At 62.4% G+C, this 26424-nt stretch carries 37 protein-coding genes; 11 read left to right on the forward strand and 26 right to left on the reverse strand.

From position 1 onward, the window contains the following. Window positions 1–10: 10 nt before the first annotated feature. From JOD47_RS02600 to JOD47_RS02640, 9 genes are all read left to right on the forward strand, one after another. The gene (locus JOD47_RS02600; protein ID WP_204531668.1) at window positions 11–394 is read left to right on the forward strand and encodes a TadE family protein; all 384 of its coding nucleotides are present in this window, start codon (window positions 11–13) and stop codon (window positions 392–394) included. After that, window positions 382–1368, forward strand: coding sequence for a pilus assembly protein TadG-related protein (locus tag JOD47_RS02605; RefSeq protein ID WP_204531670.1), 987 nt, complete (start codon window positions 382–384; stop codon window positions 1366–1368). Before JOD47_RS02600 ends, JOD47_RS02605 begins: the two co-directional genes overlap by 13 nt. Beyond that, entirely contained in the window at window positions 1365–2129 is a 765-nt protein-coding gene (gene cpaB / locus JOD47_RS02610; protein WP_204531673.1) for a Flp pilus assembly protein CpaB, read from the forward strand. The genes JOD47_RS02605 and cpaB overlap by 4 nt, the downstream gene beginning before the upstream one ends. Continuing rightward, window positions 2126–3319 carry a CpaE/TadZ family protein gene (locus JOD47_RS02615; protein WP_204531675.1) on the forward strand — a complete coding sequence of 398 codons (1194 nt, stop codon included), beginning with the start codon at window positions 2126–2128 and terminating at the stop codon, window positions 3317–3319. Before cpaB ends, JOD47_RS02615 begins: the two co-directional genes overlap by 4 nt. Beyond that, on the forward strand, window positions 3319–4797 hold the full coding sequence (locus JOD47_RS02620) for a TadA family conjugal transfer-associated ATPase (protein WP_204531677.1): 1479 nt from the start codon (window positions 3319–3321) through the stop codon (window positions 4795–4797). The genes JOD47_RS02615 and JOD47_RS02620 overlap by 1 nt, the downstream gene beginning before the upstream one ends. 4 nt (window positions 4798–4801) lie before the next feature. After that, entirely contained in the window at window positions 4802–5737 is a 936-nt protein-coding gene (locus tag JOD47_RS02625) for a type II secretion system F family protein (RefSeq protein WP_204531682.1), read from the forward strand. Between the two features lie 9 nt (window positions 5738–5746). Further along, window positions 5747–6631: a type II secretion system F family protein gene (locus JOD47_RS02630; RefSeq protein ID WP_204531683.1), complete on the forward strand. Its 885-nt coding sequence runs from the start codon at window positions 5747–5749 to the stop codon at window positions 6629–6631. A 120-nt stretch (window positions 6632–6751) separates the two neighbouring features. Next, window positions 6752–7207, forward strand: coding sequence for an Hpt domain-containing protein (locus JOD47_RS02635; RefSeq protein ID WP_204531684.1), 456 nt, complete (start codon window positions 6752–6754; stop codon window positions 7205–7207). An 81-nt stretch (window positions 7208–7288) separates the two neighbouring features. Then, window positions 7289–8056 (forward strand): DUF6994 family protein, encoded by a 768-nt coding sequence (locus JOD47_RS02640; protein WP_372432840.1) that lies wholly within the window; start codon window positions 7289–7291, stop codon window positions 8054–8056. A gap of 34 nt (window positions 8057–8090) precedes the next feature. On the opposite strand, the gene JOD47_RS02645 is transcribed toward JOD47_RS02640, so the two are convergent. Beyond that, window positions 8091–8870: a response regulator transcription factor gene (locus JOD47_RS02645; RefSeq protein ID WP_204531685.1), complete on the reverse strand. Its 780-nt coding sequence runs from the start codon at window positions 8868–8870 to the stop codon at window positions 8091–8093. A 259-nt stretch (window positions 8871–9129) separates the two neighbouring features. Between JOD47_RS02645 and JOD47_RS02650 the strand changes: the two genes are divergently transcribed. Together JOD47_RS02650 and JOD47_RS02655 are read left to right on the forward strand one after the other, a co-directional pair. Next, window positions 9130–10785, forward strand: a complete 1656-nt coding sequence (locus JOD47_RS02650; RefSeq protein ID WP_307836186.1) for a sensor histidine kinase — start codon at window positions 9130–9132, stop codon at window positions 10783–10785. A 34-nt stretch (window positions 10786–10819) separates the two neighbouring features. After that, window positions 10820–11857 (forward strand): alpha/beta fold hydrolase, encoded by a 1038-nt coding sequence (locus JOD47_RS02655; protein ID WP_204531687.1) that lies wholly within the window; start codon window positions 10820–10822, stop codon window positions 11855–11857. On the opposite strand, the gene JOD47_RS02660 is transcribed toward JOD47_RS02655, so the two are convergent. From JOD47_RS02660 to rpsS, 25 genes are all read right to left on the reverse strand, one after another. Further along, window positions 11854–12795 carry a tRNA pseudouridine synthase A gene (locus JOD47_RS02660; protein WP_372432784.1) on the reverse strand — a complete coding sequence of 314 codons (942 nt, stop codon included), beginning with the start codon at window positions 12793–12795 and terminating at the stop codon, window positions 11854–11856. The genes JOD47_RS02655 and JOD47_RS02660 overlap by 4 nt on opposite strands. Window positions 12796–12819: 24 nt before the next feature. After that, window positions 12820–13461, reverse strand: a complete 642-nt coding sequence (gene rplQ, locus JOD47_RS02665; protein ID WP_204531689.1) for a 50S ribosomal protein L17 — start codon at window positions 13459–13461, stop codon at window positions 12820–12822. Between the two features lie 61 nt (window positions 13462–13522). Then, a complete protein-coding gene (locus JOD47_RS02670) occupies window positions 13523–14533 on the reverse strand; it encodes a DNA-directed RNA polymerase subunit alpha (protein WP_204531691.1) in 1011 nt (336 codons plus the stop codon). A gap of 155 nt (window positions 14534–14688) precedes the next feature. Next, window positions 14689–15090, reverse strand: coding sequence for a 30S ribosomal protein S11 (gene rpsK, locus JOD47_RS02675; protein WP_204531699.1), 402 nt, complete (start codon window positions 15088–15090; stop codon window positions 14689–14691). 49 nt (window positions 15091–15139) lie between these two features. Then, entirely contained in the window at window positions 15140–15517 is a 378-nt protein-coding gene (gene rpsM, locus JOD47_RS02680) for a 30S ribosomal protein S13 (RefSeq protein WP_056544063.1), read from the reverse strand. Between the two features lie 167 nt (window positions 15518–15684). Beyond that, entirely contained in the window at window positions 15685–15798 is a 114-nt protein-coding gene (rpmJ, locus tag JOD47_RS02685) for a 50S ribosomal protein L36 (protein ID WP_024475611.1), read from the reverse strand. A 21-nt stretch (window positions 15799–15819) separates the two neighbouring features. Further along, on the reverse strand, window positions 15820–16041 hold the full coding sequence (gene infA / locus JOD47_RS02690) for a translation initiation factor IF-1 (protein ID WP_019481515.1): 222 nt from the start codon (window positions 16039–16041) through the stop codon (window positions 15820–15822). A gap of 232 nt (window positions 16042–16273) precedes the next feature. Continuing rightward, window positions 16274–17098, reverse strand: a complete 825-nt coding sequence (map, locus tag JOD47_RS02695) for a type I methionyl aminopeptidase (protein ID WP_204531702.1) — start codon at window positions 17096–17098, stop codon at window positions 16274–16276. 5 nt (window positions 17099–17103) lie between these two features. Next, window positions 17104–17676 carry an adenylate kinase gene (locus JOD47_RS02700; RefSeq protein ID WP_204531703.1) on the reverse strand — a complete coding sequence of 191 codons (573 nt, stop codon included), beginning with the start codon at window positions 17674–17676 and terminating at the stop codon, window positions 17104–17106. Continuing rightward, entirely contained in the window at window positions 17673–18986 is a 1314-nt protein-coding gene (gene secY / locus JOD47_RS02705; RefSeq protein ID WP_204531705.1) for a preprotein translocase subunit SecY, read from the reverse strand. The genes JOD47_RS02700 and secY overlap by 4 nt, the downstream gene beginning before the upstream one ends. Before the next feature lie 203 nt (window positions 18987–19189). Continuing rightward, the gene (gene rplO / locus JOD47_RS02710) at window positions 19190–19738 is read right to left on the reverse strand and encodes a 50S ribosomal protein L15 (RefSeq protein WP_239547984.1); all 549 of its coding nucleotides are present in this window, start codon (window positions 19736–19738) and stop codon (window positions 19190–19192) included. Beyond that, entirely contained in the window at window positions 19738–19956 is a 219-nt protein-coding gene (gene rpmD / locus JOD47_RS02715; protein WP_056544055.1) for a 50S ribosomal protein L30, read from the reverse strand. Before rpmD ends, rplO begins: the two co-directional genes overlap by 1 nt. Then, a complete protein-coding gene (gene rpsE / locus JOD47_RS02720; RefSeq protein WP_204531707.1) occupies window positions 19956–20693 on the reverse strand; it encodes a 30S ribosomal protein S5 in 738 nt (245 codons plus the stop codon). Before rpsE ends, rpmD begins: the two co-directional genes overlap by 1 nt. Next, window positions 20690–21073 (reverse strand): 50S ribosomal protein L18, encoded by a 384-nt coding sequence (gene rplR, locus JOD47_RS02725; RefSeq protein WP_204531709.1) that lies wholly within the window; start codon window positions 21071–21073, stop codon window positions 20690–20692. Before rplR ends, rpsE begins: the two co-directional genes overlap by 4 nt. Before the next feature lie 2 nt (window positions 21074–21075). Continuing rightward, window positions 21076–21612, reverse strand: coding sequence for a 50S ribosomal protein L6 (gene rplF / locus JOD47_RS02730; protein ID WP_056544046.1), 537 nt, complete (start codon window positions 21610–21612; stop codon window positions 21076–21078). A 20-nt stretch (window positions 21613–21632) separates the two neighbouring features. Beyond that, window positions 21633–22031: a 30S ribosomal protein S8 gene (gene rpsH / locus JOD47_RS02735; protein WP_056544043.1), complete on the reverse strand. Its 399-nt coding sequence runs from the start codon at window positions 22029–22031 to the stop codon at window positions 21633–21635. A gap of 95 nt (window positions 22032–22126) precedes the next feature. Continuing rightward, window positions 22127–22702, reverse strand: coding sequence for a 50S ribosomal protein L5 (gene rplE, locus JOD47_RS02740; protein ID WP_056544039.1), 576 nt, complete (start codon window positions 22700–22702; stop codon window positions 22127–22129). Next, complete coding sequence (gene rplX, locus JOD47_RS02745; RefSeq protein ID WP_204531711.1) at window positions 22702–23079, reverse strand: 50S ribosomal protein L24; 378 nt, start codon at window positions 23077–23079, stop codon at window positions 22702–22704. Before rplX ends, rplE begins: the two co-directional genes overlap by 1 nt. A gap of 2 nt (window positions 23080–23081) precedes the next feature. Then, window positions 23082–23450: a 50S ribosomal protein L14 gene (gene rplN / locus JOD47_RS02750; RefSeq protein WP_056544033.1), complete on the reverse strand. Its 369-nt coding sequence runs from the start codon at window positions 23448–23450 to the stop codon at window positions 23082–23084. 370 nt (window positions 23451–23820) lie between these two features. After that, complete coding sequence (gene rpsQ, locus JOD47_RS02755; RefSeq protein WP_204531713.1) at window positions 23821–24108, reverse strand: 30S ribosomal protein S17; 288 nt, start codon at window positions 24106–24108, stop codon at window positions 23821–23823. Beyond that, window positions 24105–24452, reverse strand: a complete 348-nt coding sequence (gene rpmC, locus JOD47_RS17630) for a 50S ribosomal protein L29 (protein ID WP_056544026.1) — start codon at window positions 24450–24452, stop codon at window positions 24105–24107. Before rpmC ends, rpsQ begins: the two co-directional genes overlap by 4 nt. A gap of 2 nt (window positions 24453–24454) precedes the next feature. Beyond that, complete coding sequence (rplP, locus tag JOD47_RS02765; protein WP_056544024.1) at window positions 24455–24871, reverse strand: 50S ribosomal protein L16; 417 nt, start codon at window positions 24869–24871, stop codon at window positions 24455–24457. Beyond that, the gene (gene rpsC / locus JOD47_RS02770; RefSeq protein WP_204531715.1) at window positions 24872–25732 is read right to left on the reverse strand and encodes a 30S ribosomal protein S3; all 861 of its coding nucleotides are present in this window, start codon (window positions 25730–25732) and stop codon (window positions 24872–24874) included. Beyond that, on the reverse strand, window positions 25733–26098 hold the full coding sequence (gene rplV / locus JOD47_RS02775; RefSeq protein ID WP_204531724.1) for a 50S ribosomal protein L22: 366 nt from the start codon (window positions 26096–26098) through the stop codon (window positions 25733–25735). Window positions 26099–26137: 39 nt separating this feature from the next. Then, window positions 26138–26419: a 30S ribosomal protein S19 gene (gene rpsS / locus JOD47_RS02780; protein ID WP_011692805.1), complete on the reverse strand. Its 282-nt coding sequence runs from the start codon at window positions 26417–26419 to the stop codon at window positions 26138–26140. Between the last annotated feature and the right edge of the window lie 5 nt (window positions 26420–26424).

The raw sequence follows: 26424 nt of genomic DNA on the forward strand, positions 1-26424 counted from the left end.
AAGGACTGAGATGAAGCCATCGAACGATCGCGGTGCTGTCGCCGTCGAAATGGCGCTCCTCCTTCCCGTGTTGATCCTCCTGCTCTTCGGCATCATGGAATTCGGCCGAGCCTATAACGCCCAAGTCACGCTCACCAACGCAGCCCGCGACGGCGCGCGGGCAATGGCGATCACGAATGACCCGATCAAGGCCCGAGCCGCCGCCGCTAGCGCGGCATCAACCCTGCGACCATTGCTCACGACGAGCAACTTTACCCCCGCTCCTACCCCCTGCAGTCCGACGGTAAGCGGTGAGAGCACCACCTTCACCATCAGCTACTCACTCAATACCCTGACCGGGATCGCCGGTCCTTTCACCATGACTGGCAAAGGAACGATGTTATGCGGCGGATAGCCGAGAATGGGCATGAAAAGGGCGCGGTTTCGGTCATCGTCGCTATCCTCCTGGTCGTGCTCCTCGGCTTTGCTGCGATTGCAGTCGACGTTGGAATGCTCTACTCCGAGAAAGCTCAGTTGCGCAACGGAGCAGATGCCGCAGCGCTCAGCATTGCGCAGACGTGCTCACTCAACGCTTCTGACGCCCAGTGCAGCTCCTCCGTCGCAAGCAGCTCCCTCGCGAAGCAGATGGCGAATGCAAACGCGCTCGATAACCAAAGCAACGCCGGCAACGTCGCGCTCAACAAGACCGCCGGCACAGTCTCTGTAACAACAGGTGCTCTCGAGGCCGGCAGCACGCCAAACAGCGTCTCTCTCTACTTCGCGCGAGCCCTCGGTTTCGATGAAGCTGAAGTCACCGTCACATCCCACGCGGCCTGGGGCAAGCCCGTGGCCGGACCAGCCATATTCCCCCTTGCCCTAGCGGAGTGCAAGCTCAATCTCAATCCAGGCATCAGCAACGGATCAATCCAGCTCCTTGAGATGGGAAACAACGGCTGCGGATGGGTTCCAGGCGGGTTCGGGTGGCTGGACACCGCTCCGTCATCCTGCGGAGTATCCATCACAGCCCCAATAAGCGGGTATGTGGGAGCCTGGCACGCCAGCGATCCCGGCGCGAGCGCACCTTCGGTCTGCGGTTCATCCGATTTCAATCGGATTAAGGATCGCACGGTACTGTTCCCGCTTTACGACGATGAGCGCGGGACTGGCAACAACGCCGAATTCCATATCAAAGGGTTCGCGGCGTTCCACGTCACTGCTTATCACTTCGCGACCCACGACTGGGCCCTGGACGGCTCATCGATCTGCAACAAGTGCATCGAAGGCTACTTCAAGCGCTTCGTCACACTCGATGACGCGTACACCCTGAGCCCAAGCGCTCCATCCAACGGAACCAACGTCGTCAAACTCACTCTCGGAGATGCACCATGAAGTCCCGTCTCATAGCCGGCATTGCCGCCGTTGTCCTCGCACTTGCTGGCGCCGTGATGGTCTTCAGCTATGCGAACGGCGCTGAAGCCCGTGCCGTGCAGAACCTCGATCCGGTTGATGTCCTCGTGGTTCAGCAAACGGTGCCGGCAGGGACACCAGTCGCTGACTTGGCCGCATCGGTAGCCACTACTCAGCTTCCCGGTGCCTCAGTGGCAGACACCGCCCTTAAGAACCTAGACAGCTCGGCCGGCCTGGTCACCGCCGTCGATCTGGTCCCTGGCGAGCAGCTTGTGACCGAACGCCTTGTTGCCCCCGAAGATCTCGTTACTTCCGGCGCAGTAGAGGTTCCCAAGGGTCTACACGAAGTGTCGATCCTTGTTGAACCACAGCGGATCGCCGGTGGCCGCATCACCGCAGGCGACTTCGTCGGCGTCTTCGTCTCCATGGCTGATAGCGGTCTTGAATCCGAACCCGACAAGCAGACAACTCAACTGGTCCTTCCCCGCGTCCTGGTCTCGGCTGTGCAGCGGGCTCCAGAACCCCCACCGGTAGATCCCGCAGCCACCGAAGAAGACGCTAAAGCCGCTGAGGCTGAAGCCCTTCCCACCGGGTCCCTCATGGTGACGCTGGCCGTCGGACCTGACCAGGCCTCGAAGCTTATCTTCGCCAGCGAGTATGAATCCATCTGGCTCAGCAACGCAACCGCCGCTGAGAACGATGCTCCCCCATTCATCGTCCAGGACAAGGAACTACACCGATGAGCCGTTTTCTCCTCATCACAGCGGACAGCGCTTTCGAGCAGAAGGTCCGCCTCGCCACGGCCGGCGGCCTTCCCGGAGAGGTGCTCTCCGTCAAGCCCGAACTGCTTGGCCAGCCCGAAGACCTGCTCGACCTCGTCGCCGTTCAGCAGCCAGAGGTACTGGTACTGGGACCGGGCATGGCAGTGGATGGCGCACTCCGCCTTGCCACGGTTGTGGACGTCCGGTTCCCCAACGTCAGTATGGTCCTCGTGACACCGGACGAGTCCGGTGTTGCGCTACAGGCCATGCGAGCCGGAGTCCGCGACGTCGTGGACCCGACCTCCGATATACCCACTGTGCGCCTCCTCCTTGAGCGTGCCTGCCACGCTTTCGCCAGCCGCCACCGTGTCGATAGTGTCGAAGCTGCTCCGAAGAAGGAGCACGGTCTGGTCGTCGGCGTGTTCTCGCCCAAGGGGGGGGTCGGCAAGACAACCATCGCGACCAATATCGCCGTGGGGCTTGGGAAGCTGGCGCCTATGGGCGTGGTAATAGTAGATCTCGATCTCCAGTTCGGAGATGTGGCATCCAACCTCTACCTCGAACCCGAGTACTCCGTCCTGGATGCCGTCTCAGCATCCGCAAGCCAGGACACGATGATCCTGAAGGCTTTCCTGACTCCGCACCCATCCGGCATTTATGCGCTGTGCGCTTCGTCCAATCCGGCAGACGCGGACAGCATTACAGCCGCACAGCTCGAGGTTCTGATCAAGCAGCTCGCAGGCGAGTTTGCCTACGTTATTCTAGACACCGGTCCCGGACTCACAGAGCATAGTCTCGCTGCCCTTGAACAGAGCACAGACGCGGTGTGGGTAACGGGGATGGACGTCCCCAGTGTGCGTGGCCTCCGCTCCGGTCTGGACGTTCTCGGGAAATTGGATCTGTTCCCCGAGACGCGCCACGTGGTACTCAATTTCGCCGACTCCAAGACAGGGCTCTCCGTCCAGGATATCGAAGCCACTCTCGGTGCACCGGTTGACGTGTCGATCCCGCGGTCGCGGGCCCTTTCCCTCGCCACCAACCGCGGCGTTCCGCTGCTTCAGGAAGACGTACGCGATCCCGCTACCAAAAACCTGCGTGGCTTGGTCGAGCGCTTCGATCCACAGTGGCGAGCACGCGCCCAACGCAAATTACACCGGCGTGTGGTGATCTGATGAAACTTTCCGAACGATTGAGTCAGGCGACAACGGCACCAAGCGCCGTACCCGGCGGCGACAAAACTACGACGGTTGTCGTTAAACCTTCAGCTTCGGCTCCTGCCGCAGAAGCGGCCGAGCCTGCGTTCCATGGGGCCGTCGTCGTCGGCTCTGCATCGTCCAAGGCGCCGGAAGCTCCGGTCGCGGCCCGCATTGATGTCTTCGCCGGCATCAAGCAGCGCGCTGCCGAGGCCCTCTATGAGCGCATGGGCGCCCGGTTCAGTGACTCCACCTTGAAGGAGGAGGACCTCCGCGCAGTCGCACGTGAAGAGTTGAGCCAGGTCATCGACGCCGAGCAGGTGCCGCTCACCCCTGACGAGCGCCGCCGTCTCATCCAGGATGTTGCCGACGATGTGCTCGGCTACGGACCGCTCCAACGGCTACTCGACGACGAGGAGATCACCGAAATCATGGTGAACCGCGCCGACCAGATCTACATCGAGCGTCGCGGGCAGCTGGTGCTCGCCGACACGAACTTCAAGTCTGAGGAACACCTGCGCCGGGTCATTGAGCGCATCGTCTCCAAGGTGGGCCGCCGTATTGACGAGTCCTCGCCCTTCGTTGACGCGCGCCTTGAAGACGGGTCGCGCGTGAACGCGGTGATCCCTCCGCTCGCGGTGAACGGATCCTCTCTGACCATCCGTAAGTTCAGCAAGATTCCGCTGACGGTGGAGAAGCTCATCAGCTTCGGCACACTGACCCCGGAAATGGCCGAGCTGCTTGATGCCTGCGTCAAGGCAAAGTTGAACATCATCGTTTCCGGCGGTACCGGTACCGGCAAGACAACGCTACTCAATGTGCTGTCCTCCTTCCTTCCCCACGGGGACAGGATCGTCACCATTGAGGACGCCGTGGAACTGCAGATTCAGCAGCAACACGTTGTGCGCCTTGAGAGCCGCCCCCCGAACACCGAAGGCAAAGGCGCGGTCACCATCCGCGACCTCGTCCGGAACTCACTGCGTATGCGGCCCGACCGTATCGTCATCGGCGAGGTCCGCGGCGGTGAATCGCTCGACATGTTGCAGGCCATGAACACCGGTCACGACGGCTCGCTTTCCACGGTGCACGCCAACTCGCCGCGCGACGCCGTCGCGCGCCTCGAGACGCTGGTCCTGATGGCAGGAATGGATTTGCCCCTGCGCGCCATCCGCGAGCAGCTCGCCTCCGCTGTGAATCTGGTGATCCAGATCTCCCGTCTGCGTGACGGCACACGCCGCATTACGCATGTCACCGAGGTGCAGGGCATGGAGGGTGACGTTGTAACTCTCCAAGACGCGTTCGTGTTTGACTACTCGGCCGGCGTGGATTCTTCCGGTCGCTTCCTCGGCAAGCCGATCCCCACTGGCATTCGTCCGCGCTTCATGGAGCGGTTCGAGGATATGGGCATTACTGTGTCCCCCGCTGTCTTCGGCGCCGCGCTCACCGGTCGGAGGTAACCCGATGACGCTCCTGTTCTTGTACGGCGCAGGCCTGTGCCTCGGCGCCCTCGGGCTGCTGTTTTACGCCACCCGTCCGCGCCAGTCCGCTGTGCCACTGGACCGCCGCCGGCCACCAGTAGAGGAATCAGACTCGCAGCTTACGAGGTTCGCAGGTTCTGCCGTGCGAGCTGTGGAGCGCTTCCTCAAGAAGCATCCGCAGCGACTGTATCGGCCGGAGTTACTTGAAACTGCGGGTCTGCGCCTGACGCAGGCGGACATGTTCCTGGTCGTTTTCACCGGGGGCATTGCGGGCCTGGCGCTCGGTCTGGTCGCGGGCGGCCCTCTCTTAGGAATTCTATTCTTCATCCTTGCGCCCGTCGTGGGTCATGTCGCGCTAGTCTTCAAGATCGGGCGGCGACGCTCAAAATTCGAGGATCAGCTCGGTGACACCCTGCAGCTCCTCACCGGTGGCTTGCGCGCAGGACACAGTATCTTGCGGGCCATCGATGCGGCAGCCATCGAGGCTGATGCGCCCACCTCAGATGAAATGCGCCGGGTGGTTACCGAGACGAGCCTTGGCAAGGACCTGCTCGCGTCTCTGCTGGATACCTCACACCGCATGGAAAGCGAAGACTTCGCGTGGATAGCGCAAGCCATCCAAATCAACCGCGAAGTCGGCGGGGATTTGGCTGAGGTCCTCGATCAGGTCGGTGCTACCATCCGCGAACGCAGCGAAATCAAGGGACAGATTCGGGCGCTGGCTGCGGAAGGCAAGTTCTCCGCCTACATCCTCGTAGCCCTCCCTTTCGGCATCGGCGGCATGCTGATGGTCGTCAGCCCCGGATACGTCAATCCGCTGTTCGAGAATCCGTTGGGCTGGGTCATGATCGGCGCCTCCGTGGTCATGATGACCATTGGCTGCCTGTGGCTCCGCAAGATCATCGATCTGAAGTTTTAGGAGGCCTGCATGAATCCAGTGTTGTTGACATCCTTACTGCTCGTCGCTGCACCTTTGGGTTACCTTGGTTGGGCGCTGCTCAGCCCTGGCAACAAGTCGTACAAGACCATCCAGGCCAACCTGCATCGCGGCATCAGCAGATCCGAGGATGGAAAGGGAAATACTTCCGGCTCTCTCGCGAGGTTCGGCTACAAGATCACCCCGTTGTCGTACGTTGAGAAGCTGGACAATCTCCTCGCCCTAGCAGGCCGCCCGGCGTCGCTGCCGCTCGGCCGTGTGCTCGGCGCCAAGCCGGCGCTCTGCGTGGTGGGAGCGGGACTCGGGTTCCTGATGGCCAACGCCGCGCAGAAGCCGATGATCACGATCCTCGCGATCTTCCTTACAGTGCTCGGCTACTTCATCCCGGACCTCCTGCTCTACAGCAAGGGTCAGGAACGCCAGAAGGCCATGCAACTGGAACTGGCGAACACGCTTGACCAGATGCTCATCTCCGTGGAGGCAGGTCTCGGATTCGAAAGCGCCATGCAGCGGGCTGGCGAGACCGGAAAGGGCCCCCTCGCCGAGGAACTGGTGCGGACGCTTCAGGACATGCAGGTGGGCCGCAGCAGGCGCGAGTCCTACCTTGCCCTGGCCGACCGCACGAGCATCCCTGAGCTCCGAAGCTTCGTCAAGGCGATCGTCCAGGCGGACGCCTACGGCATCGCACTGAGCGGCGTGCTCCGCATCCAGGCGAAGGTGATGCGTGTGAAGCGGCGCCAACGGGCAGAAGAAAAGGCGATGAAGCTCCCGGTTACGGTGCTGTTTCCCCTGCTCTTCTTCATCTTCCCGGTGCTGTTCATCATCATCCTGGGACCCGCCGTCATCAACGCGATGGCGACGTTCAGCGGCTCCTGATTCGGGACCAAGCCAGCTCAAGAAACACCAGCTAGTACGCAAGCCGAAGAATTCCGCAGTGTTTGCACAGCATCAGGCAATTCCCGCTTTTCTCCCAATTTCAGAAAGTAGCGTTAGCCCATGCCCCTCTCCCGCCCCAGCGCAGATGACGACGACGCGGAGTCCCTGCGCGCCGTCGGTGCTGAGCCGCGGAGAGCCACGGGCGGCAGCCACCGTGTAGACAGGACACCTCTCGTGGATCCCAACGTGCTCCATGACCTCGAGGACCAACTCGACAGCCCCGCCGCTGCCCGGGCATTCGTGCGCGACTACGTTGCTGTCTGGGACGAGCGTGACCTGCGGATCTCCTCCGCCATCGCGCGCCGGAACCAGGCAGCGTCACTCGACGCCGTGCTGAGCCTGAAGATCACGTCCACCATGGTCGGAGCCACGCAGCTTGTTACCCTGGCGAGCGCGCTGGAGAAGCTGCTCCGTGAGGGCAAACTCGAAGAGGCTGAGGCCGCACTCCCCCACGTTCACCGGTGCGGGGTACGGACCATGCGTGAGCTGCGACTGCTGCACCTCAACAAGCACTAGACATCAACCAAAGATCCTAAGGGCGCGCAATTGAATAATCACGATGCACTCAAGAAGTTGACGCATGCATACCCCGCGAACGTGCGCGTCTTCGATACTTCCTTCGACTACAAGACTGACACCCCTGCTAGGACCAGGCCCGACGCCGACAGAGACAGTCAGCGGCTCCGATTAGACCATGAGCTGCTGTGGTCCAAGGAGCTGAGCTCTGGCGTCCATTTCCGGCCGAGCGTGCCGATTTTGCCGCGGGAACGTCGGGGGAACTACCTCATGTTCGAGGACACCGCCGGGGGAAGGTTCGTGTATGGGAGCGACGCCATCACCAACTCCTACGGCCGGTGGTTACGGCCGAAGTCTCTGGTCGATGCCATCACCTCGCTGAACGAGGAACAGCAGGCCCTCTACCTGAACCCGACGTACACCATCGGCAGTGCGATGATCTGGCCCGTCCGGTCCAAGGACCGGCCTACCATGAACACGGCCCGAGGGCTCCGTCTGCGGATTGCTGACCGCATGGACTTGACCCTTGAGTGCATCCGGCGTCACTACTCAGGCGAGCCAGCGAGCCCTCTCGCCGACGTCATCAACGCCTACGCGGACTTCTTCGCGCTCTTCGACGGATTCTCGGAGTTTGTTGAATTCTTCCACTTACAGGACCTCGTGACGCCCGACTATGATGCGGTTGAGTTTCACCTGCCGTTCGACAACTTCAAGCGTTCTGGGGCGCCGTCCACGACCGAGGACTACGTGACATACCGGGAGGCCACGCTTAAGTTCATCGAAGCCCGGCAGCGTCGGATGGCTGAGTGGGTCATGGAGCACCACCCCGAGATCGAGGTTCGCCACTAGCTCCCTGAGCTAGAGTTCAAGCCCTTTACAGGACTCAGTCCGCCCGCCGCGGCACCAGCCGGTAGCCCACGCCGCGAACGGTCATCAGCCAGCGAGGGCTCCGGGGATCCTCCCCCAGCTTCCGGCGCAGGTTCCCGATGTGAACCTCGATGGCCCGCTCATCGGCCTCGCTGATATACGTATCCGTCCGGTAGTACTGCCCCCGCACTACCCGCACCAGGTCTCCCTTGGTACGCACGGCACCGGAGCTGCGCAGCAACTCGTGCAGCAGGTCGAACTCGCTGCGTGTCAGCACCAGTTCCTCACCGCGCACCGTGACGGTGCGGGTGTCCTTGTCCAGCTCGAGGCCGTTGTGCCGCATTACGGAATCCGGACGCGACGGTAGGTTCGGCTCCTCAGAGGCGGGCGCCGTCGTCGTCGTCGGTTTTTCCTCGGTGAGTCCACCACGCGGCCGCCGCAGCATCGCGGCAATGCGCGCCCGTAGCTCTCGCGGCCGGAAGGGTTTGGTGACAAAGTCATCGGCACCGGACTGCAGCGCGGTGAGGGTATCGATCTCCTCGTTGTGCGCGGTCAGCATGATCACGTAGCAGTCGCTGAGGCCGCGAATGCGGCGCAGCACCTCGTAGCCGTCAATGTCCGGAAGGCCTACGTCGAGGGTGACCAGCGTGGGGTTGTGCTCCTTGACCGCTTCCACGCCGTCGCGCCCCTCGGCAGCGGTATGGACAACGAATCCCGACTGCGTGAGAACCGTGCTCACGAGGTTGCGAACGTCGAGATCATCCTCGACGACTACCGCCACACCTGGATCTGGCACTATCTCCTCCTGGCCCCAACAGAACTGTAGTTGTCCAGTTCATCACAAAAGGACGAAACACCGCGAAGAGCAGTGAACCGCCGCAGCGTGCTTCACAGCATACGCGTGCGGAGGTGTTTGCGGTCACAATGACGGAACTTTGTGAACCGGTTGGGAGTTATGGTCCGTCAGCAGTGCCGGGTGGCCGCATAATAGATGGTATGTCCTGGTCTCGGAGGCATATCCCTACCGTTCCGTGTGCGCGTCGCAAGGCGGCACCGTGAGCGATCGCGTGATGTTCCTGAAAGTGAAGCGCGCCTACTCGAATCTGCAATTCCGCACTCGGGTGGGGCTCTGTGAGCTACCCCTGGCGCTCCTGGTGGCCGTCATTGCCATCATCGCCGCCATCGTGGCGCCCTCCCTGCTGGTGAATCCCCTTTTCCTTGGCGGACTCCTCCTTCACGCGGCACTGCTCGCCGCGGCCTTCCTGATTCCATGGGAGAAGTTCCGCGAGGGATCCTACGTGGCCATACCGCTGCTGGACTTCGTGGCCATTTCGCTGACCCGCAACGGAGCGGCTGATGTGCTGCCGGGATTGAGCCTGCTGGCCATCTTCCCGGTGATCTGGCTGTCAGCGTCCGGGATGAAACCGTCACTGAGCCTGCTGTCCAGCTTCGCCGGGCCGTACCTCATCCTCGGCGTCGCTCCCCTGCTGGGACTCGCTCCGCCGGCCCAGTTCGGCACTGCCGTGCTGCTCAGCGTGGCCATGGGTACCGTCTGGGCTTCGCTGCGCTTCGCGAGCATGAACTCCGTCTACAGCCAGCGCAAACTCGAAGCGTCGAAGGCCGAGGTAGACCGCCTCCAGGGCGAGAACAACGAGCGCGAGCTGCTCCTCGAAGCCATCCTCGACACGATCGACGTCGGCCTCGTAGCCCTCGACGCCGACGGCAACCGCACCCACACCAACCGCCAGCAGCGCTCCTATGACCTCCTCATCCAGGCAGGCAACACCAACGACGACGGCGCCAGCCACCTTTACGCGGCAGACAAAACCACTCCCGTGGGGCCCGCCCGGTATCCCGTCCAGCGGGGTGCGGCCGGTGAAACGTTCGCCAACTACCTGGTGTGGCTCGGATCGAAGGACAACCAGCGCGCCGTGTCCACGGCCGCGACGGCCATGAAAGACGGCGACGGCCGGTTCACCGGATCCGTGATCGTCTCCAACGACGTGACGGACATGGTGGAGGCCCTCAGCGCCAAAGAGGACTTCGTGTCCAACGTGTCGCACGAACTGTGGACGCCGCTCACCTCGATCATCGGGCACCTGGACCTGGTGCTCGACGACGATCACGACCTCCCGCAGAACGTCACTCACCAGCTCTCGGTTGCCCGCCGGAACGCCGAACGCCTCTACGCGCTGGTGTCCAACCTGCTTGCCTCGGCGTCTGGTGCCGCAAGCGTCCACCTGCGACCGACGGACCTCACCGGCCTGGTGGAGCACAGCATCGAATCGGCGTGGCCGCAGACCGCTGGCACCGGCGTGACCCTCACCGCGGATGTCCCGGACATCCTGTGGACCACCTCTGACCCGCTGCGCATCCGCCAGGTGCTCGACAACCTGATCTCCAACGCCATCAAGTACTCGCCCGACGGCGGCACAGTCACCGTCCGCGCGCGGCAGCACAGCGACGCAGCGCTGCTTGAGGTGCAGGACACCGGGATCGGCATGTCACCGAATGAGACCACACAGGTCTTCGGCAAGTTCTTCCGCACGACCGCTGCGCGCGAATCATCCATTCCGGGTGTGGGGCTTGGGCTTTCCATCACCAAGGCCATTGTCGACAGCCACGGCGGAACCATCCGCTGCAGCAGCCAGCCCGGCGCCGGAACCACGTTCACGGTGACGCTGCCGCTGCACCAGTCCGAGCAGAACTAGCGTCTTCGGGCCGGGCGCCTGCCATACTGAGCCGATGAGGAAGCGGACGGCGCTGGCGGCGGCGTTCACCCTCGCCGGGCTCGCGGCGCTGCTGAGTTGGCGGATGCCTCCCCTGCCGCCCGGCACCGCGGAAACCATCGACCGGATCCGCGCCGCTCCGCTGACGGGAGTCATCTCCGGCACAGCGGGGTACGCCCAGTCAGGCCAGGTTCGGATCTGGTATGAATCCATTCCAGCCGTCAACGGCGAAAAGGGTGTGGTCCTGCTCAATACCTCCCTTGGCGTTGGCTCGTTATTCTGGCCGCCGGCGTTCCTGCGCACCCTGGCGGCGGAAGGATACCGAGTAGTCAGGTATGACCATCGGGGAACCGGCTCGTCGAGCTGGATGGCAGGCTGGACCCGAAAGAATCCTTACTCGCTGATCGATATGGCAGAGGACGCGATCGCCGTCCTCGACGAACTTCGCATCGACCGCGTTCACATGATCGGGCTCTCGCTCGGAGGCTTCGTCGCGCAAGAGGTTGCTATAGCTCGCCCCGAGCGGGTCCTGTCCCTCACCCTCATGTCAACATCGGCGGACCCAACCGACACCGCTCTGCCCGGACCCCAGACCTGGCCGCTGATCCGATCCGCCATAGCGGGCTTACCCCTGCTCCGCTACCGTTTGCTCGGCGGGGAGACCAACGCCGTGAAGAGTGTCCTCGCAGGGCTGGTTGCGCACCACAAGGACGAACCCCTCGACGTCGAGGAGTGGACCAAACTCGTGCTTTACGACCTGCGCGAACGGAACGGCCTCAACGTTCGCGCACTGATGCAACACCAGGTTGCAGTCGCTGTAACCCGCTCCCGATACCCTCTTCTGGACACGATCACAGCGCCCACCCTCGTGATCCACGGAAGCGCCGATGCATTCCTGCCGATCGAGCACGGCCATCGACTCGCTGCAGCCATTCCTTCCGCCCGCGGTCTCTGGCTGGAAGGCGCCGGCCACCCGTTCCCCTACCGAGATATGCCCCGCGTGATGGAAGCGATCACCAGCCATCTGGACGCCGCCGATCCCCGTGCTGGTTAGGCCTCGCCCCGGACGTCAGCGCGCTTCGCCCTGGTGAACTGTGCGCGCAGTGCCAGCTCGGCGTCGTCGTCGGGGTAACGCACTTCCTCAAGCACCAGCGGGTGGGCCGGTGCGAGGACAGACCGGGAATCCTTCTGCCGGGAGCGCAGCCGCTCAGCCATCCACTGCGGCGGTTCCTCGCCACTGCCCACACGCAGCGCGGCTCCGATGAGGGCACGCACCATGTTGTGGCAGAACGCATCGGCCTGGATGGTTGCGCAGAGAACACCGTCGGGCTCGCGCTCGAATTCGTACCGCTTCAGCTCACGGACGGTCGTGGCGCCCACCCGGGGCTTGGAGAACGCGCGGAAGTCCTGCAGGCCCAGCAATGGTTGGACAGCCTGGTTCAGCAGACTCTCATCCAGCTTTCCGGAGTGCCACAGTACAGTGCTGCGGTGCAGCGGATCTTCAAGCTCGGACCTGTCGGAGATCCGGTAGCTGTAGCGGCGCCACAGGGCAGAGAAGCGCGCGTCGAAGCCCGCCGGGGCAAGCCGCACAGCACGCACGATCACAGGGGAAGCAGGGTTGCTGGCGTAGGCCGTGCGCGCGGCCGCTCCGGGCGGCAGATAGCGGTTCAGGGTGGCCTGGAGGCGGCGCTTCAGGGACAGCGCAGGATCGATGTCCCGGCCCCGGCTCAGCGCGAACCACTCCCCCGGCTCCAGGTCAATGTGGGTCACCTGGCCGCGGGCGTGCACACCGGCGTCGGTCCGTCCTGCGACGGTCAGTCGGACGCGCCTGCGGAACAGCAGCTCGAGACCGGACTCGACGGTGCCCTGGACTGTAGGCAGACCAGGCTGGACCGCCCAACCGGAGAAGGGACCGCCGTCGTACGCAAAATCGATCCGGACACGCAAATGCCCGCCATCCACGGACGGGATGACGGGCATTTGTTCGGTCACGTAATCAGTTGCAACGCAGAAGAACTACTTCTTCTCGTCTGCTTCCGGCACGGAGCCTTCTTCAACGACAACGGTCTCCTCGGCGTCGCCCTCAGAGGCGCTTACCGTAGTGTCCTCAGCAGCAACCTCGTCAGCCGAAGCTGCCGAAGGCGCTGACTCAGCCGACTCAGCCGACTCTGCGGAATCAGCAGATTCCGGTGAATCTGCGGACTCAGCCGAAGCCACCGGTGCAGCGGCTGCAGCGTCACGGGCAGCGGCATTGCCGGCAGCCTGCTCAGCTTCGCCGACCACTGCCTGCTTGGCGGACACTGACTCGAGCACCAGCTCGATGACAGCCATGGGAGCGTTGTCGCCCTTGCGGTTGCCGATCTTGGTGATGCGGGTGTAGCCACCGTTGCGGTTGGCAACAGCCGGGGCGATGTCCGTGAACAGCTCGTGGACAATGCCCTTGCTGCTGATGACAGCCAGGACACGACGGCGCGAGGCCAGATCACCCTTCTTGGCGAAGGTGATCAGGCGCTCGGCGTAGGGACGAAGCCGCTTTGCCTTGGTCACCGTGGTGGTGATGCGCTTGTGCTCGAACAGCGAGGCGGCCAGGTTGGCGAGCATCAGGCGCTCGTGCGCCGGACCGCCACCGAGGCGTGGGCCCTTTGTGGGTGTGGGCATGATTTTATCTCCTCATGAATGTGCCCGAGGCCGCATCCTAAGCGGCACCAGGTTCTAACGTTTAGAGTGCTTCGTCGCCGTAGGCGTCGTCGTCCTCTTCAATCGCAGCGGCGCGGGCTGCAAGGTCAAATCCTGGAGGGGAATCCTTCAGGGAAAGACCGAGCTCAACCAGCTTTGCCTTGACCTCATCGATGGACTTCGCACCGAAGTTACGGATGTCCATCAGGTCAGCCTCGGAGCGTGCAACGAGTTCACCCACACTGTGGATGCCCTCACGCTTGAGGCAGTTGTAGGAACGAACGGTCAGTTCGAGATCCTCGATCGGGAGTGCCATGTCAGCGGCGAGGGCGGCGTCGCTGGGCGACGGACCGATCTCGATGCCTTCAGCGGCAGTGTTCAGCTCGCGGGCGAGGCCGAACAGTTCAACCAGGGTGGTACCGGCCGAAGCAACGGCATCGCGCGGAGCGATGGCGTCCTTCGTCTCGACGTCAACGATCAGGCGGTCGAAGTCGGTGCGCTGCTCAACACGGGTGGCTTCCACGCGGAAGGTCACCTTGAGGACCGGCGAGTAGATCGAGTCAACCGGGATACGGCCGATCTCGGAGTCACCGGACTTGTTCTGCGAGGCAGAGACATAGCCGCGGCCGCGCTCAATGGTCAGTTCGAGCTCGAACTTGCCCTTCGAGTTCAGGGTGGCGATGTGCAGGTCCGGGTTGTGGAACTCCACACCGGCCGGCGGAGCGATGTCGGCTGCGGTAACCACGCCGGGGCCCTGCTTGCGCAGGTAGGCAACCACGGGCTCGTCGTGCTCGGAGGACACCGCGAGGTTCTTGATGTTCAGGATGATCTCGGTGACATCTTCCTTCACACCGGGAACGGTGGTGAACTCGTGCAGCACGCCGTCGAGCCGGATGCTGGTGACAGCTGCTCCGGGAATCGAGGACAGGAGCGTGCGGCGAAGCGAGTTGCCGAGGGTGTAGCCGAAACCGGGCTCCAGCGGTTCGATGACGAACCGCGAACGGTTGTCAGCGACTACTTCTTCAGTCAGGGTGGGGCGCTGTGCAATGAGCACTTACATTTCCTTTCAGGGAGCATCCGCTATATGACGCAACACAAATGGTGGAAAGGGAAAGCTAGAGAGCGGGACTCAGTAGCTAAACGACAGTCAGCCCCAGGCCGCCCACACTTCCGGTGAAGCGCGGGCGAGCCTGGAGCCAAGGGAGCTACTTAGACGCGGCGGCGCTTCGGCGGGCGGCAGCCGTTGTGGGCGCTGGGGGTAACGTCCTGGATGGAACCAACCTCAAGGCCGGCAGCCTGCAGCGAACGGATCGCGGTCTCGCGTCCGGATCCCGGACCCTTCACGAAGACGTCGACCTTGCGGACGCCGTGCTCCTGGGCGCGCTTTGCAGCGGCCTCGGCAGCGGTCTGCGCAGCATAAGGGGTGGACTTGCGTGAGCCCTTGAATCCGACCTCGCCAGCCGAGGCCCAGGAGATAACAGCTCCGTTGGGGTCGGTGATCGAGACGATGGTGTTGTTGAACGTGCTCTTGATATGCGCCTGACCGAAGGCGATATTCTTTTTGTCCTTGCGACGCGGCTTGCGCACCGCTCCACGAGTCTTGGGGGGCATTACTTCTCCTACGAAGGTTTTGGGTGGTGGCTATCGGCAACCGCTGAAATCAGCGGCCAGCCTTCTTCTTGCCTGCGACGGTGCGCTTGGGGCCCTTGCGGGTACGCGCGTTGGTCTTGGTGCGCTGTCCGCGCACAGGAAGGCCGCGGCGGTGCCGGATGCCTTCGTAGCTGCCGATCTCAACCTTGCGGCGGATGTCTGCAGCTACCTCACGGCGGAGGTCACCCTCGACCTTGTAGTTGCCTTCAATGTAATCGCGAAGCTGTACCAGCTCAGCGTCAGAAAGATCCTTCACTCGGGTTTCCGGGTTGATCCCGGTCTCTGCGAGCGTCTGATCCGCACGGGTCTTGCCCACGCCGTAGATGTAGGTAAGCGCAATGACTACCCGCTTTTCGCGGGGAATGTCTACGCCAGCGAGACGTGCCATAGTGGCGGTTCTCCTTTTGATGACCGGAGGTCTGAAACAGTGCGGCCCGGATGATCTCCGGTCCCCGGCCTCCGTGCCGGGGGTGTGGGCCTGCCTGGTGGGGCGTGCCCTGCACTGCTTTTTATCGTGGTGTTACTACGCGTGGGTGACCCTCAAGAAAAGAGGATTCAGCCCTGGCGCTGCTTGTGGCGCGGGTTTTCGCAGATTACGAGTACGTTGCCCTTGCGGCGAACCACCTGGCACTTATCGCAAATCCGCTTCACGCTCGGCTGGACCTTCATGGTTTTCCTTTGCGTTCGATCTTATTTGTAGCGGTAGACAATACGGCCTCTGGTGAGGTCGTAAGGGCTAAGCTCCACTACCACCCGATCCTCGGGGAGGATTCGAATGTAGTGCTGACGCATCTTTCCCGAGATGTGGGCTAGAACAATGTGTCCGTTGGCCAACTCAACGCGGAACATCGCGTTGGGCAGAGCCTCGTTCACAGTGCCTTCAATCTCAATGACACCGTCTTTCTTGGCCATATCCTCCGCTAACTTCTGTGCCGCCACTTGCGGGGCGGACGGTCTAGGGGTTTTGATTGCCTGACTCCCCCACCCGGGATCGCGAGATCCCGTTCCACCCGCAACGGAACAGACCGTTCGGAGGAAGGGCGCAAAAGGGCGCAAAAGTAGCGACAACCAACAAATAACTCTACGCTACGGCGTGCCAGAAGTTAAATCCGCGCACTCTGCCATAGGTGGTTCCGGGAGAACCTCAGCCGAGCGGCGCGACCGTCACGCCGAGTTCAGCCAGCTTTGCGGCACCGCCGTCAGCCGCGCTGAGAACCCAGATACCGCCGTCGTGCACTGCCACGGTGTGTTCCCACTGGCAGGCGCGCTTGCCGTCAACGGTGACCACTGTCCAGTCATCATCCAGGACTGCCGTTTCCACGCGACCCTGAACGAGCATGGGCTCGATCGCCAGGCAAAGCCCCGGCTTGATCCTGGGGCCGCGGTGGCTGCTGCGGTAATTCAGTACGTCCGGTGACTGGTGCATCTGCGTACCGATACCGTGGCCGACGTAATCCTGCAGGATGCCGAGGTGAGGGCCCTCGGCGGCGGACACATAGTCATCGATGGCTGCGCCGATGTCACCCACGTGCTTGCCGGAGGCCAGGGCAGCGATCCCCCGCCACATGGCTTCCTCGGTGACCCTGGACAGGTGCACGTCCTCCGGACGGGGCGTACCGACGATGACCGTATGGGCGGAGTCCGAATGCCAGCCGCGGACGATGGCGCCGCCGTCGATCGAGATGATGTCGCCGTCCTGCAGCACATATTCGCCGGGGATACCGTGCACCACCTCATGGTTCACCGAGGTGCAGATGCTGTTCGGGAAGCCGTGATAGCCGAGGAAGTTGGAAGTGGCGCCGGCGTCCTTGAGGACCCCGGAGAACACTGCGTCGAGCTCGAGGGTGGACACGCCTACCCGGGCGGCAGCGACCGTCCGGTCCAGGGCATCGGAGAGCACGAGGCCCGCGGTCCGCATGATCCGGATCTGCTCTGCCGACTTGTACTCGACCCGCTGCTGACGAAACATCGCGGTTACTGCGTCACTTTCAGTGCCGACATGACGCGCTCGGTCACTTCATCGATTGCGCCGATGCCATCAACCCGGGTCACGATGCCGCGTGCCTCGTACTGGGAGACAACAACCTCGGTCTGCTCGTGGTAGAGGTCCAGGCGATGCCGGATCACAACGTCATTGTCATCGGTGCGACCGTCGAGGCGCGCCCGGCCCAGGAGCCGGCGGACCAGTTCCTCGTCATCCGCCGTGAGCTGCAGCACGACGTCGAGGGCCAGGTCATTCTGCTGAAGGATGTCATCCAGCTCGGTCACCTGGGCGGCGGTGCGGGGATATCCGTCAAGCAGGAAACCTTCCTGGACGTCGTCTTCAGTGAGACGCGCGCGGACCATGCTGTTGGTCACGCTGTCCGGAACGAAGTCTCCGGCGTCCATGTACTTCTTTGCTTCAATGCCGAGCGGGGTCTCGTTGCGGACGTTCTCGCGGAAGATGTCTCCGGTGGAAATTGCCACCACTCCCAGCCGCTCGGAGATACGCGCGGCCTGCGTGCCCTTGCCGGACCCGGGCGGCCCAATGATGAGCATCCGTGTCATCGCAATAACCCTTCGTAGTGGCGCTGCTGCAGCTGCGCGTCAATTTGCTTCACCGTCTCGAGGCCAACGCCGACCATGATGAGGATCGAGACTCCACCGAACGGGAAGTTCTGGTTTGCATTGATGACCACGAGCGCGATCAACGGGATGAGCGCAACAAGACCGAGGTAGATGGCGCCCGGCAGGGTGATGCGGGACAGGACGTACTGGAGGTACTCAGCCGTAGGCCGCCCCGCCCGGATACCCGGGATGAAGCCGCCGTACTTCTTCATGTTCTCCGACACTTCGTCCGGGTTGAAGGTGATCGCCACGTAGAAATACGTGAAGAACACGATCATCGCGAAGTACAACGCCATGTAGAGGGGGTGATCACCCGAGGTCAGGTAGGTGGTGATCCAGTTGACCCACTCCGGAGGCGGCGTCTCGCCATCCGTGGGGGTGTTGAACTGGGCGATCAGCGACGGGAGGTACAGCATCGATGATGCGAAGATCACGGGGATGACGCCCGCCATGTTGACCTTGATCGGTATGTAGGTGCTGCTGCCGCCCAGCGTGCGGCGGCCCACCATGCGCTTGGCATACTGCACCGGAATACGGCGCTGTGACTGCTCAACGAAAATCACGAGCATCACCACAATGACGCCTACTACCAGGACGCTGATGAAGACGCTCCAGCCCTGCGTGCGCAGGATCTCACCCAGCGAGCTGGGGAAACCCGCAGCGATCGCGGTGAAGATCAGCAGCGACATGCCGTTGCCGACGCCGCGCTCGGTGATGAGCTCGCCCATCCACATGATGAGGCCAGTACCGGCGGTCAGGGTGAGGATGAGCAGGATGATGGTGATGAGGCTGTCGTCCGGGATGATCGGCACCGGACAGTTACCCAGCAAGGCACCTGATCGCGCCAACGACACCAGCGTCGTGGCGTTCAGCAGCCCGAGGGCAATCGTCAGATAGCGCGTGTACTGGGTCAGTTGTGCCTGTCCCTGTGCGCCTTCCTGGTGCAGCTCCTGGAAACGGGGAATGACCACACGGAGCAGCTGCGTGATGATGCTGGCCGTGATGTAGGGCATGATCCCGAGAGCAAAGATGGACACCTGCAGCAGCGCACCGCCGCTGAAGAGGTTCACGAACTGGTAGAGGCCGCCCTCTGTGTTGCCGAGCTGCAAACACTGCTGCACGTTGCCGTAGTCAACACCGGGCGCCGGGATGAACGCACCCAAACGGAAGATGGTGATGATTCCCAGCGTGAACAACAGCTTGCGCCGCAAGTCTGGCGTCCGGAAAGCCCGGCCAATAGCGCTAAGCAAGCGTCCTCCTGATTAAGTCTTAGTGGCCCTTCACGGGCAATACGCACCAACCGAGTCTAACGGGTGGAACCGGGCGCAAAAGAACCCGGGGAATCAATTGAGCCTGTTAAACGAAACAAACTCCTGGTGGACCGGAGATTCCGGCCCACCAAGAGTCTAGTTGCTTCATGAGCTAGATCACAGCCGGCTACCGAGGCTGGGAACTAGAGCCCCGAGACGGAACCGCCGGCGGCGGTGATCTTCTCGGCAGCGCTGGCGGACACGGCGTGAACCTTGACGTCCACCTTGACCGCGATGTCGCCCGTTCCCAGCACCTTGACGAGCTGGTTCTTGCGCACTGCGCCCTTGGCGATCAGGCTGTCAACGGACACCTCGCCGCCTTCGGGGTAGAGCTCATTGAGCTTGTCCAGGTTCACTACCTGGTACTCAACGCGGAACGGGTTCTTGAACCCACGCAGCTTCGGCAGGCGCATGTGCAGCGGCAGCTGCCCACCAGCGAATCCTGCCTTGACCGAGTAGCGTGCCTTGGTGCCCTTGGTACCACGGCCTGCGGTCTTACCCTTGGAACCCTCACCGCGACCAACGCGGGTCTTTGCGGTTTTGGCTCCGGGGGCGGGACGAAGGTGGTGTACCTTCAGCGCGTGGACGCGGGGCGTGCTCTCAGCAGTTTCCTGAGCGGCAACGGACTTGGCAGCAGGCTTGCGGGCCGGCTTCTTCTCGGTGGATTCCTCCACCGTCTTCTTCTCTGCCATTACTTGGCCTCCTCAACCTTCACGAGGTGCGGAACCGTGTTGACCATGCCTACGGTCACTGCGTCAGCGTTACGGACAACGGTGTGTCCGATCCGCTTCAGGCCGAGTGAACGAAGGGTGTCGCGCTGGTTCTGCTTACCGCCAATGACGGACTTGATCTGGGTGATTTCCAGCTTCGCTGAGCTGACAACCACGCGCTTGGGTGTAATAGCAGTCATTACGCACCTGCCTTCTGATCCTGCATAGCGTGCAGCATCGACGTGGAAGCAACCTGGTCGAGCGGCAGGCCACGGCGTGCCGCTACAGCCTGGGGCTCTTCGAGCCTCTTCAGCGCGTCAACAGTTGCGTGAACAATGTTGATGGCGTTGGAGGATCCGAGTGACTTGGAAAGGACATCGTGGATACCGACGCACTCCAGCACAGCGCGCACCGGACCACCGGCGATTACACCGGTACCGGGAGACGCCGGGCGCAGGAGTACGACGCCGGCAGCGGCCTCGCCCTGCACCAGGTGCGGAACTGTGCCACCGATGCGGGGAACCTTGAAGAAGGACTTCTTGGCTTCCTCCACGCCCTTGGCGATAGCCGAGGGAACTTCCTTTGCCTTGCCGTAGCCGACACCGACCATGCCGTTGCCGTCGCCGACAACAACGAGTGCGGTGAAGCTGAACCGCCGGCCGCCCTTGACGACCTTTGATACGCGGTTGATCGACACGACGCGCTCTACGAACTTGTCCTTGTCGTCACGACCACCGTCGCGTCCGCCACGGCCGCCATCGCGTCCGCCGCGACCGCTGTCACGGCCGCCGCGCTCTCCACGGCGACCGCCGCCGCCGCGGCGGTCGTCAGTAGCTGACGCCGTCTCGGTGGTTCCGGCCGCGGGAGCTTCGGTTGCTGGCTGCTCAGCCTTTGCCGTATTCAATGAGGCTTCCTTTGCGTTATTCTGCTCGGTCACAGTGCCAGCCCACCTTCACGTGCGCCGTCTGCGATTGCGGCAACCCGGCCGTGGTACTTGTTGCCCCCACGGTCGAAGACGACTGCCTCAATGCCCGCAGCCTTTGCCCGCTCAGCAACGAGCTCGCCGACGCGCTTGGCCTTGGCGGTCTTGTCGCCGTCGAACGAACGCAGGTCCGCTTCGAGGGTCGACGCCGATGCCACAGTGATGCCCTTGGTGTCGTCGACAACCTGCACGAACATGTGGCGGGCTGAACGGTTGACCACCAGACGGGGACGGACAGCAGTACCGGTAATGCGCTTGCGGACCCGAAGGTGGCGCCGTCCGCGCTGGGCGGACTTGCTCTTCGACGTGCGCTTCTTGTTGATGCTCAGTGTCATGGTTACTTACCAGCCTTTCCGACCTTGCGGCGAATAATTTCGCCCGCGTAGCGGATGCCCTTGCCCTTATAGGGATCCGGACGGCGCAGCTTGCGGATGTTCGCAGCAACTTCGCCGACCTGCTGCTTGTTGATGCCGGAGACGGACACCTTCGTGGGGCTGTCCACGGTGAGCGTGATGCCCTCCGGGGCCTTGACGGCCACGGGGTGGCTGTAGCCCAGTGCGAACTCCAGGTCTGAACCCTTGGCCTGCACGCGGTAACCGGTGCCGACAATCTCAAGGTTCTTCTTGTAGCCCTCGGTCACTCCAACAATCATGTTGGAGATCAGGGTGCGGGTCAGGCCGTGCAGCGAACGCGCTTCGCGCTCGTCATTCGGGCGGGAGACGGTGATGGTGCTTTCCTCAAGCGATACCTGGATGGGGCTGGCAACAGAGTGGCTCAGCTCGCCCTTCGATCCCTTGACGGAAACAACACTGCCGTCAACCTTGACCTCAACGCCTGCGGGCACGGTGATGGGGAGACGTCCAATACGTGACATTTTTCTCTTTCCCTTTCCCGCTACCAGACGTAGGCGAGGACTTCCCCACCTACACCCTTCTTGGCTGCCTGGCGGTCTGTGAGCAGACCGGAGGACGTGGACAGGATGGCAATGCCCAGTCCGCCCAGTACGTGCGGCAGATTGGTGGACTTTGCGTAGACGCGCAGGCCCGGCTTGGAGATGCGCCGGATGCCCGCGATGGAGCGCTGACGGTCAGGACCGAACTTGAGGTCGATGGTGAGCTTCTTGCCCACCTCAGCCTCTTCTTCCTTCCAGCCGCCGATGTAGCCTTCGGCCTTCAGGATGTCGGCAACGCGTGCCTTCAGCTTGCTGTATGGCATGGACACGGTGTCGTGGTATGCCGAGTTGGCGTTGCGGAGACGCGTAAGCATGTCTGCAACTGGATCTGTCATTGTCATTGGGCTCTAGCCCTTCCTCGGAACGGTTTCCGCTACTCCGGTGAGAACCAGCATCAGCTGGCCAGACCCCGGAACGGACCTGCAACGTAGTTGAATTAGTCTTCGGATTTGAACGGGAAGCCGAGCGCCTTGAGCAGTGCGCGGCCTTCGGCGTCAGTCTTGGCGGTGGTCACAACGGTGATGTCCATGCCACGGACACGGTCAATCTTGTCCTGGTCGATCTCGTGGAACATTGACTGCTCCGTGAGACCGAAGGTGTAGTTGCCGTTGCCGTCGAACTGGCGCCCGTTGAGGCCGCGGAAGTCACGGATACGGGGCAGTGCCAGCGAGACCAGGCGGTCGACGAATTCCCACATGCGGTCTCCGCGCAGAGTTGCGTGCGCACCGATCGGCATTCCTTCGCGGAGCTTGAACTGCGCGATGGACTTGCGTGCCTTGGTGACCTGCGGCTTCTGGCCGGTGATCTGGGTGAGGTCGCGGACCGCACCGTCAATGAGCTTGGAGTCCTTGGCGGCATCTCCAACACCCATGTTCACGACGACCTTGACCAGCCGGGGAACCTGGTTGACGTTGCTGTAGCTGAATTCCTCCAGCAGCGTCGACTTGATTTCCGATGCGTAGCGGGCCTTCAGGCGGGGGGTGATCTTTGTTTCTACGGCTTCAGCAGTCATTACAGATCCTTCCCTGATGCCTTGGCGACGCGGATGCGGACCGTGCGCTCACGGCCGTCCCGCTCCACGGTTTCGGTGCGGTAGCCGACGCGGGTGGGCTTCTTGCTCTCCGGGTCTACCACTGCGACGTTACTGATGTGGATGGAAGCCTCAACGGTCTCGATGCCACCGGTCTTGGTACCGCGCTGCGTCTGCCCAGCCTTGGTGTGCTTCGTGATGCGGTTGATGCCTTCGACCAGTACACGGTTGCTCTCAGGGAATACCTTGAGGACCTTGCCCTGCTTGCCGCGGTCTCCGCCGCGCTCCTGCTTGGCGCCGGTGATGACCTGAACGAGGTCACCCTTCTTGATCTTCAGCTTCGAACGGGTCTGAGCCATGACTACAGCACCTCCGGGGCCAGTGAAATGATCTTCATGAAGCGCTTGTCGCGAAGTTCGCGACCGACCGGACCGAAGATACGGGTACCACGGGGATCGCCGTCGGCCTTGAGGATGACGGCAGCGTTCTCATCGAACTTGATGTAGGAACCATCCGCACGGCGGCGTTCCTTCTTGGTGCGGACGATGACGGCCTTGACCACATCGCCCTTCTTGACGTTCCCACCAGGGATGGCGTCTTTGACGGTGGCGACGATGACGTCGCCAATTCCTGCGTAGCGACGTCCGGATCCACCGAGAACACGAATGGTAAGGATTTCCTTAGCACCGGTGTTGTCGGCGATCTTGAGTCGCGACTCTTGCTGAATCACTATCTACTCCTTGCGTCGCGCCGGTTCTCAGACCGAAATCATGCATACGGAATGAGCCTTGCGGAACGGTTGATCGGGGTGTCTCTGGACCCACCTGGATTTTGCCAGGGATGGGCCTAAACGCCCGTGCCCGAGGCATTTGCCTCCCAGTCGCCGAAGCGCAGGGAAGTACTATGCCGGAGCACGATTGTTTACGAGGTTTTCATGATGACGCTCGGGAAGTGCAGATGAAATCTACACGGAAGGCGCCATACAAACTCAATATCCTAGCACGGATCGAAACGCAAGCAGTCCCCCGTTCCGCGAGGAACGAGGGACTGCCGTTGTCGACGAATCGACGGTGCTTGGCCTTACGTGGCCTTACTTGGCCTTACTTGGCCTTTTCCAGGATTTCCACCAGGCGCCACCGCTTGGTAGCGGACAGCGGGCGGGTCTCGCTGATCAGAACCATGTCGCCGATGCCGGCGGTGTTCTGCTCATCGTGGACCTTGACCTTGGAGCTGCGGCGGAGGACCTTGCCGTAGAGGGCGTGCTTCACACGGTCCTCCACCTGCACGACTACCGTCTTGTCCATCTTGTCCGACACGACGTAGCCGCGGCGGGTCTTACGGTTACCGCGGGCGTCAGCCTCTACAGCGCCGTTCTTCTCTTCACTCATTTGGCGTCCTCCTCAGAAGCCTGTGTTTCCACGGACTTTTCGTCCTTTGTGGAGGCAGCCTTGGAACCCTTCGATTTCTTGCCGGCCTTTTCAGTCTTTGCTTCTTCTACCGGGGCAACGACGTCGGGTCGGAGTCCCAGCTCGCGCTCGCGCAGCACGGTGTAGATGCGGGCGATATCCCGCTTCACCGAGCGCAGGCGGCCGTGATTTTCAAGCTGACCGGTGGCTGACTGGAAGCGCAGGTTGAACAGCTCTTCCTTAGCCTTGGCGAGTTCCTCCACCAGACGGTCCTTATCGAACCCATCCAGCTGGTCGGTTGCCAGTTCCTTTGAACCGAGTGCCATGACTATTCACCACCCTCACGACGCACGATACGTGCCTTCAACGGCAGCTTATGGATCGCCAGGCGCAGTGCCTCGCGAGCTACCTCTTCATTGACACCGGAGAGTTCAAAGAGAACGCGCCCCGGCTTGACGTTGGCGACCCACCACTCAGGGGAACCCTTACCGGAACCCATACGGGTTTCAGCAGGCTTCTTGGTCAGCGGACGGTCCGGGTAGATGTTGATCCACACCTTTCCACCACGCTTGATGTGACGGGTCATTGCGATACGCGCGGATTCGATCTGGCGGTTGGTGACGTATGCCGGGCTCAGAGCCTGGATACCCCACTCACCAAAGCTGACCTCCGTGCCGCCGGTAGCAGCGCCCGAACGACCGGGGTGATGCTGCTTACGGAACTTCACTCGACGTGGGATAAGCATTTAAGCCTGTCCTCCTTCCGCTGCAGCAGCGGACTCGGCCGGTGCGGTCTCGGCGGGAGCAGCGTTGGCTTCACCCTGACCGGCACCGCGATCGGTATTACGACGACGACGGTCGCCTCCGCGATCGCCTCCGCGGTCAGCGCCGGCCGGGCCACGGCCCGGTCGGTCTCCGCCACCACGGCCACGCGAAGGTGCTGCGGCAGCCTGGGCTGCGAGCTCCTTGGCGGTGACGTCGCCCTTGTAGATCCATACCTTCACGCCGATGCGGCCGAAGGTGGTCTTCGCTTCGAAGAAGCCGTAGTCGATGTTCGCACGCAGGGTGTGCAGGGGCACACGGCCTTCGCGGTAGAACTCCGAGCGGCTCATTTCCGCGCCGCCGAGACGGCCGGAGCACTGTACGCGGATGCCCTTGGCACCGGCACGCTGTGCCGACTGCATGGCCTTCTTCATGGCGCGGCGGAAAGCCACACGCGAAGAGAGCTGCTCAGCGACGCCCTGGGCAACAAGCTGTGCCTCGATCTCGGGGTTCTTGACCTCGAGGATGTTCAGCTGAACCTGCTTGCCTGTGAGCTTCTCGAGCTCGCCGCGGATGCGGTCCGCTTCGGCGCCGCGGCGGCCGATGACGATACCGGGACGTGCTGTGTGGATATCCACACGAACGCGGTCGCGGGTGCGCTCGATCTCAACCTTGGCGATGCCTGCGCGGTCCATGCCCGTGGACATGAGCTGACGGATCTTGATGTCCTCGCGAACGAAGTCCTTGTAGCGCTGGCCCGGCTTGTTGCTGTCAGCAAACCAGTGTGACCGGTGGTCAGTGGTGATGCCGAGTCGGAACCCGTGCGGGTTTACTTTCTGTCCCACTTAGCGAGCCTCCACTTTCTCAGGGGTAGCGACTACCACAGTGACGTGGCTGGTCCGCTTCTTGATCTGAAATGCACGACCCTGAGCTCGCGGCTGGAACCGCTTCATGGTCGGGCCTTCATCAACAAACGCTTCGCTGATGATGAGGTCGCCTTCGTCGAACGCCAGGCCGTCGCGGTCCGCGAGGACCCGGGCGTTGGCGATCGCCGACTGTACTACCTTGAAAACCGGCTCCGAAGCTGCCTGGGGGGCAAACTTCAGGATTGCCAGAGCCTCATTCGCTTGCTTACCACGAACAAGGTTGACGACGCGCCGGGCCTTCATAGGCGTTACGCGCAGATGACGCGCAATAGCCTTGGCTTCCATTGCTTTCCTTCTCTCGTCTTAGCCGTAGAAACAGGCGCCTTAGCGGCGCTTGCCCTTGCGGTCGTCCTTCACATGGCCGCGGAATGTCCGCGTGGGAGCGAATTCGCCGAGCTTGTGCCCGACCATCGACTCGGTGACAAACACCGGAATGTGCTTGCGCCCGTCATGCACGGCAATGGTGTGGCCGAGCATGTCCGGGATGATCATGGAACGGCGGGACCACGTCTTGATGACGTTCTTGGTGCCCTTCTCGTTCTCGCGGTCCACCTTGACGAACAGGTGCTGATCGACGAAGGGGCCTTTCTTCAGGCTGCGTGGCATGTTTC

Origin of the sequence: Arthrobacter tumbae, assembly GCF_016907495.1 — a bacterium.
Lineage (GTDB): Bacteria > Actinomycetota > Actinomycetes > Actinomycetales > Micrococcaceae > Arthrobacter_D > Arthrobacter_D tumbae.

Coding starts and splice junctions, on each gene's coding strand:
- rpsS (WP_011692805.1), bottom strand. CDS start 26,419: ATGCCACGCAGCCTGAAGAAAGGCCCCTTCGTCGATCAGCACCTGTTC.
- rplR (WP_204531709.1), bottom strand. CDS start 21,073: ATGACACTGAGCATCAACAAGAAGCGCACGTCGAAGAGCAAGTCCGCC.
- rplF (WP_056544046.1), bottom strand. CDS start 21,612: ATGTCACGTATTGGACGTCTCCCCATCACCGTGCCCGCAGGCGTTGAG.
- rplE (WP_056544039.1), bottom strand. CDS start 22,702: ATGACTGCTGAAGCCGTAGAAACAAAGATCACCCCCCGCCTGAAGGCC.
- rpsH (WP_056544043.1), bottom strand. CDS start 22,031: ATGACAATGACAGATCCAGTTGCAGACATGCTTACGCGTCTCCGCAAC.
- map (WP_204531702.1), bottom strand. CDS start 17,098: ATGTTTCGTCAGCAGCGGGTCGAGTACAAGTCGGCAGAGCAGATCCGG.
- rpsM (WP_056544063.1), bottom strand. CDS start 15,517: ATGGCACGTCTCGCTGGCGTAGACATTCCCCGCGAAAAGCGGGTAGTC.
- JOD47_RS02625 (WP_204531682.1), top strand. CDS start 4,802: ATGACGCTCCTGTTCTTGTACGGCGCAGGCCTGTGCCTCGGCGCCCTC.
- JOD47_RS02630 (WP_204531683.1), top strand. CDS start 5,747: ATGAATCCAGTGTTGTTGACATCCTTACTGCTCGTCGCTGCACCTTTG.
- JOD47_RS02620 (WP_204531677.1), top strand. CDS start 3,319: ATGAAACTTTCCGAACGATTGAGTCAGGCGACAACGGCACCAAGCGCC.
- rpmD (WP_056544055.1), bottom strand. CDS start 19,956: ATGACTGCTATTACACCCAAGCGCGTGGTTGTCAGCTCAGCGAAGCTG.
- JOD47_RS02615 (WP_204531675.1), top strand. CDS start 2,126: ATGAGCCGTTTTCTCCTCATCACAGCGGACAGCGCTTTCGAGCAGAAG.
- rpmJ (WP_024475611.1), bottom strand. CDS start 15,798: ATGAAGGTCCAGCCGAGCGTGAAGCGGATTTGCGATAAGTGCCAGGTG.
- rplP (WP_056544024.1), bottom strand. CDS start 24,871: ATGCTTATCCCACGTCGAGTGAAGTTCCGTAAGCAGCATCACCCCGGT.
- JOD47_RS02605 (WP_204531670.1), top strand. CDS start 382: ATGCGGCGGATAGCCGAGAATGGGCATGAAAAGGGCGCGGTTTCGGTC.
- rplO (WP_239547984.1), bottom strand. CDS start 19,738: ATGGCAGAGAAGAAGACGGTGGAGGAATCCACCGAGAAGAAGCCGGCC.
- rpsK (WP_204531699.1), bottom strand. CDS start 15,090: ATGCCCCCCAAGACTCGTGGAGCGGTGCGCAAGCCGCGTCGCAAGGAC.
- JOD47_RS02635 (WP_204531684.1), top strand. CDS start 6,752: ATGCCCCTCTCCCGCCCCAGCGCAGATGACGACGACGCGGAGTCCCTG.
- rplV (WP_204531724.1), bottom strand. CDS start 26,098: ATGGAAGCCAAGGCTATTGCGCGTCATCTGCGCGTAACGCCTATGAAG.
- JOD47_RS02600 (WP_204531668.1), top strand. CDS start 11: ATGAAGCCATCGAACGATCGCGGTGCTGTCGCCGTCGAAATGGCGCTC.
- JOD47_RS02700 (WP_204531703.1), bottom strand. CDS start 17,676: ATGACACGGATGCTCATCATTGGGCCGCCCGGGTCCGGCAAGGGCACG.
- rpsQ (WP_204531713.1), bottom strand. CDS start 24,108: ATGAGTGAAGAGAAGAACGGCGCTGTAGAGGCTGACGCCCGCGGTAAC.
- cpaB (WP_204531673.1), top strand. CDS start 1,365: ATGAAGTCCCGTCTCATAGCCGGCATTGCCGCCGTTGTCCTCGCACTT.
- infA (WP_019481515.1), bottom strand. CDS start 16,041: ATGGCCAAGAAAGACGGTGTCATTGAGATTGAAGGCACTGTGAACGAG.
- rplQ (WP_204531689.1), bottom strand. CDS start 13,461: ATGCCCACACCCACAAAGGGCCCACGCCTCGGTGGCGGTCCGGCGCAC.
- JOD47_RS02655 (WP_204531687.1), top strand. CDS start 10,820: ATGAGGAAGCGGACGGCGCTGGCGGCGGCGTTCACCCTCGCCGGGCTC.
- rpmC (WP_056544026.1), bottom strand. CDS start 24,452: ATGGCACTCGGTTCAAAGGAACTGGCAACCGACCAGCTGGATGGGTTC.
- rplX (WP_204531711.1), bottom strand. CDS start 23,079: ATGGCTCAGACCCGTTCGAAGCTGAAGATCAAGAAGGGTGACCTCGTT.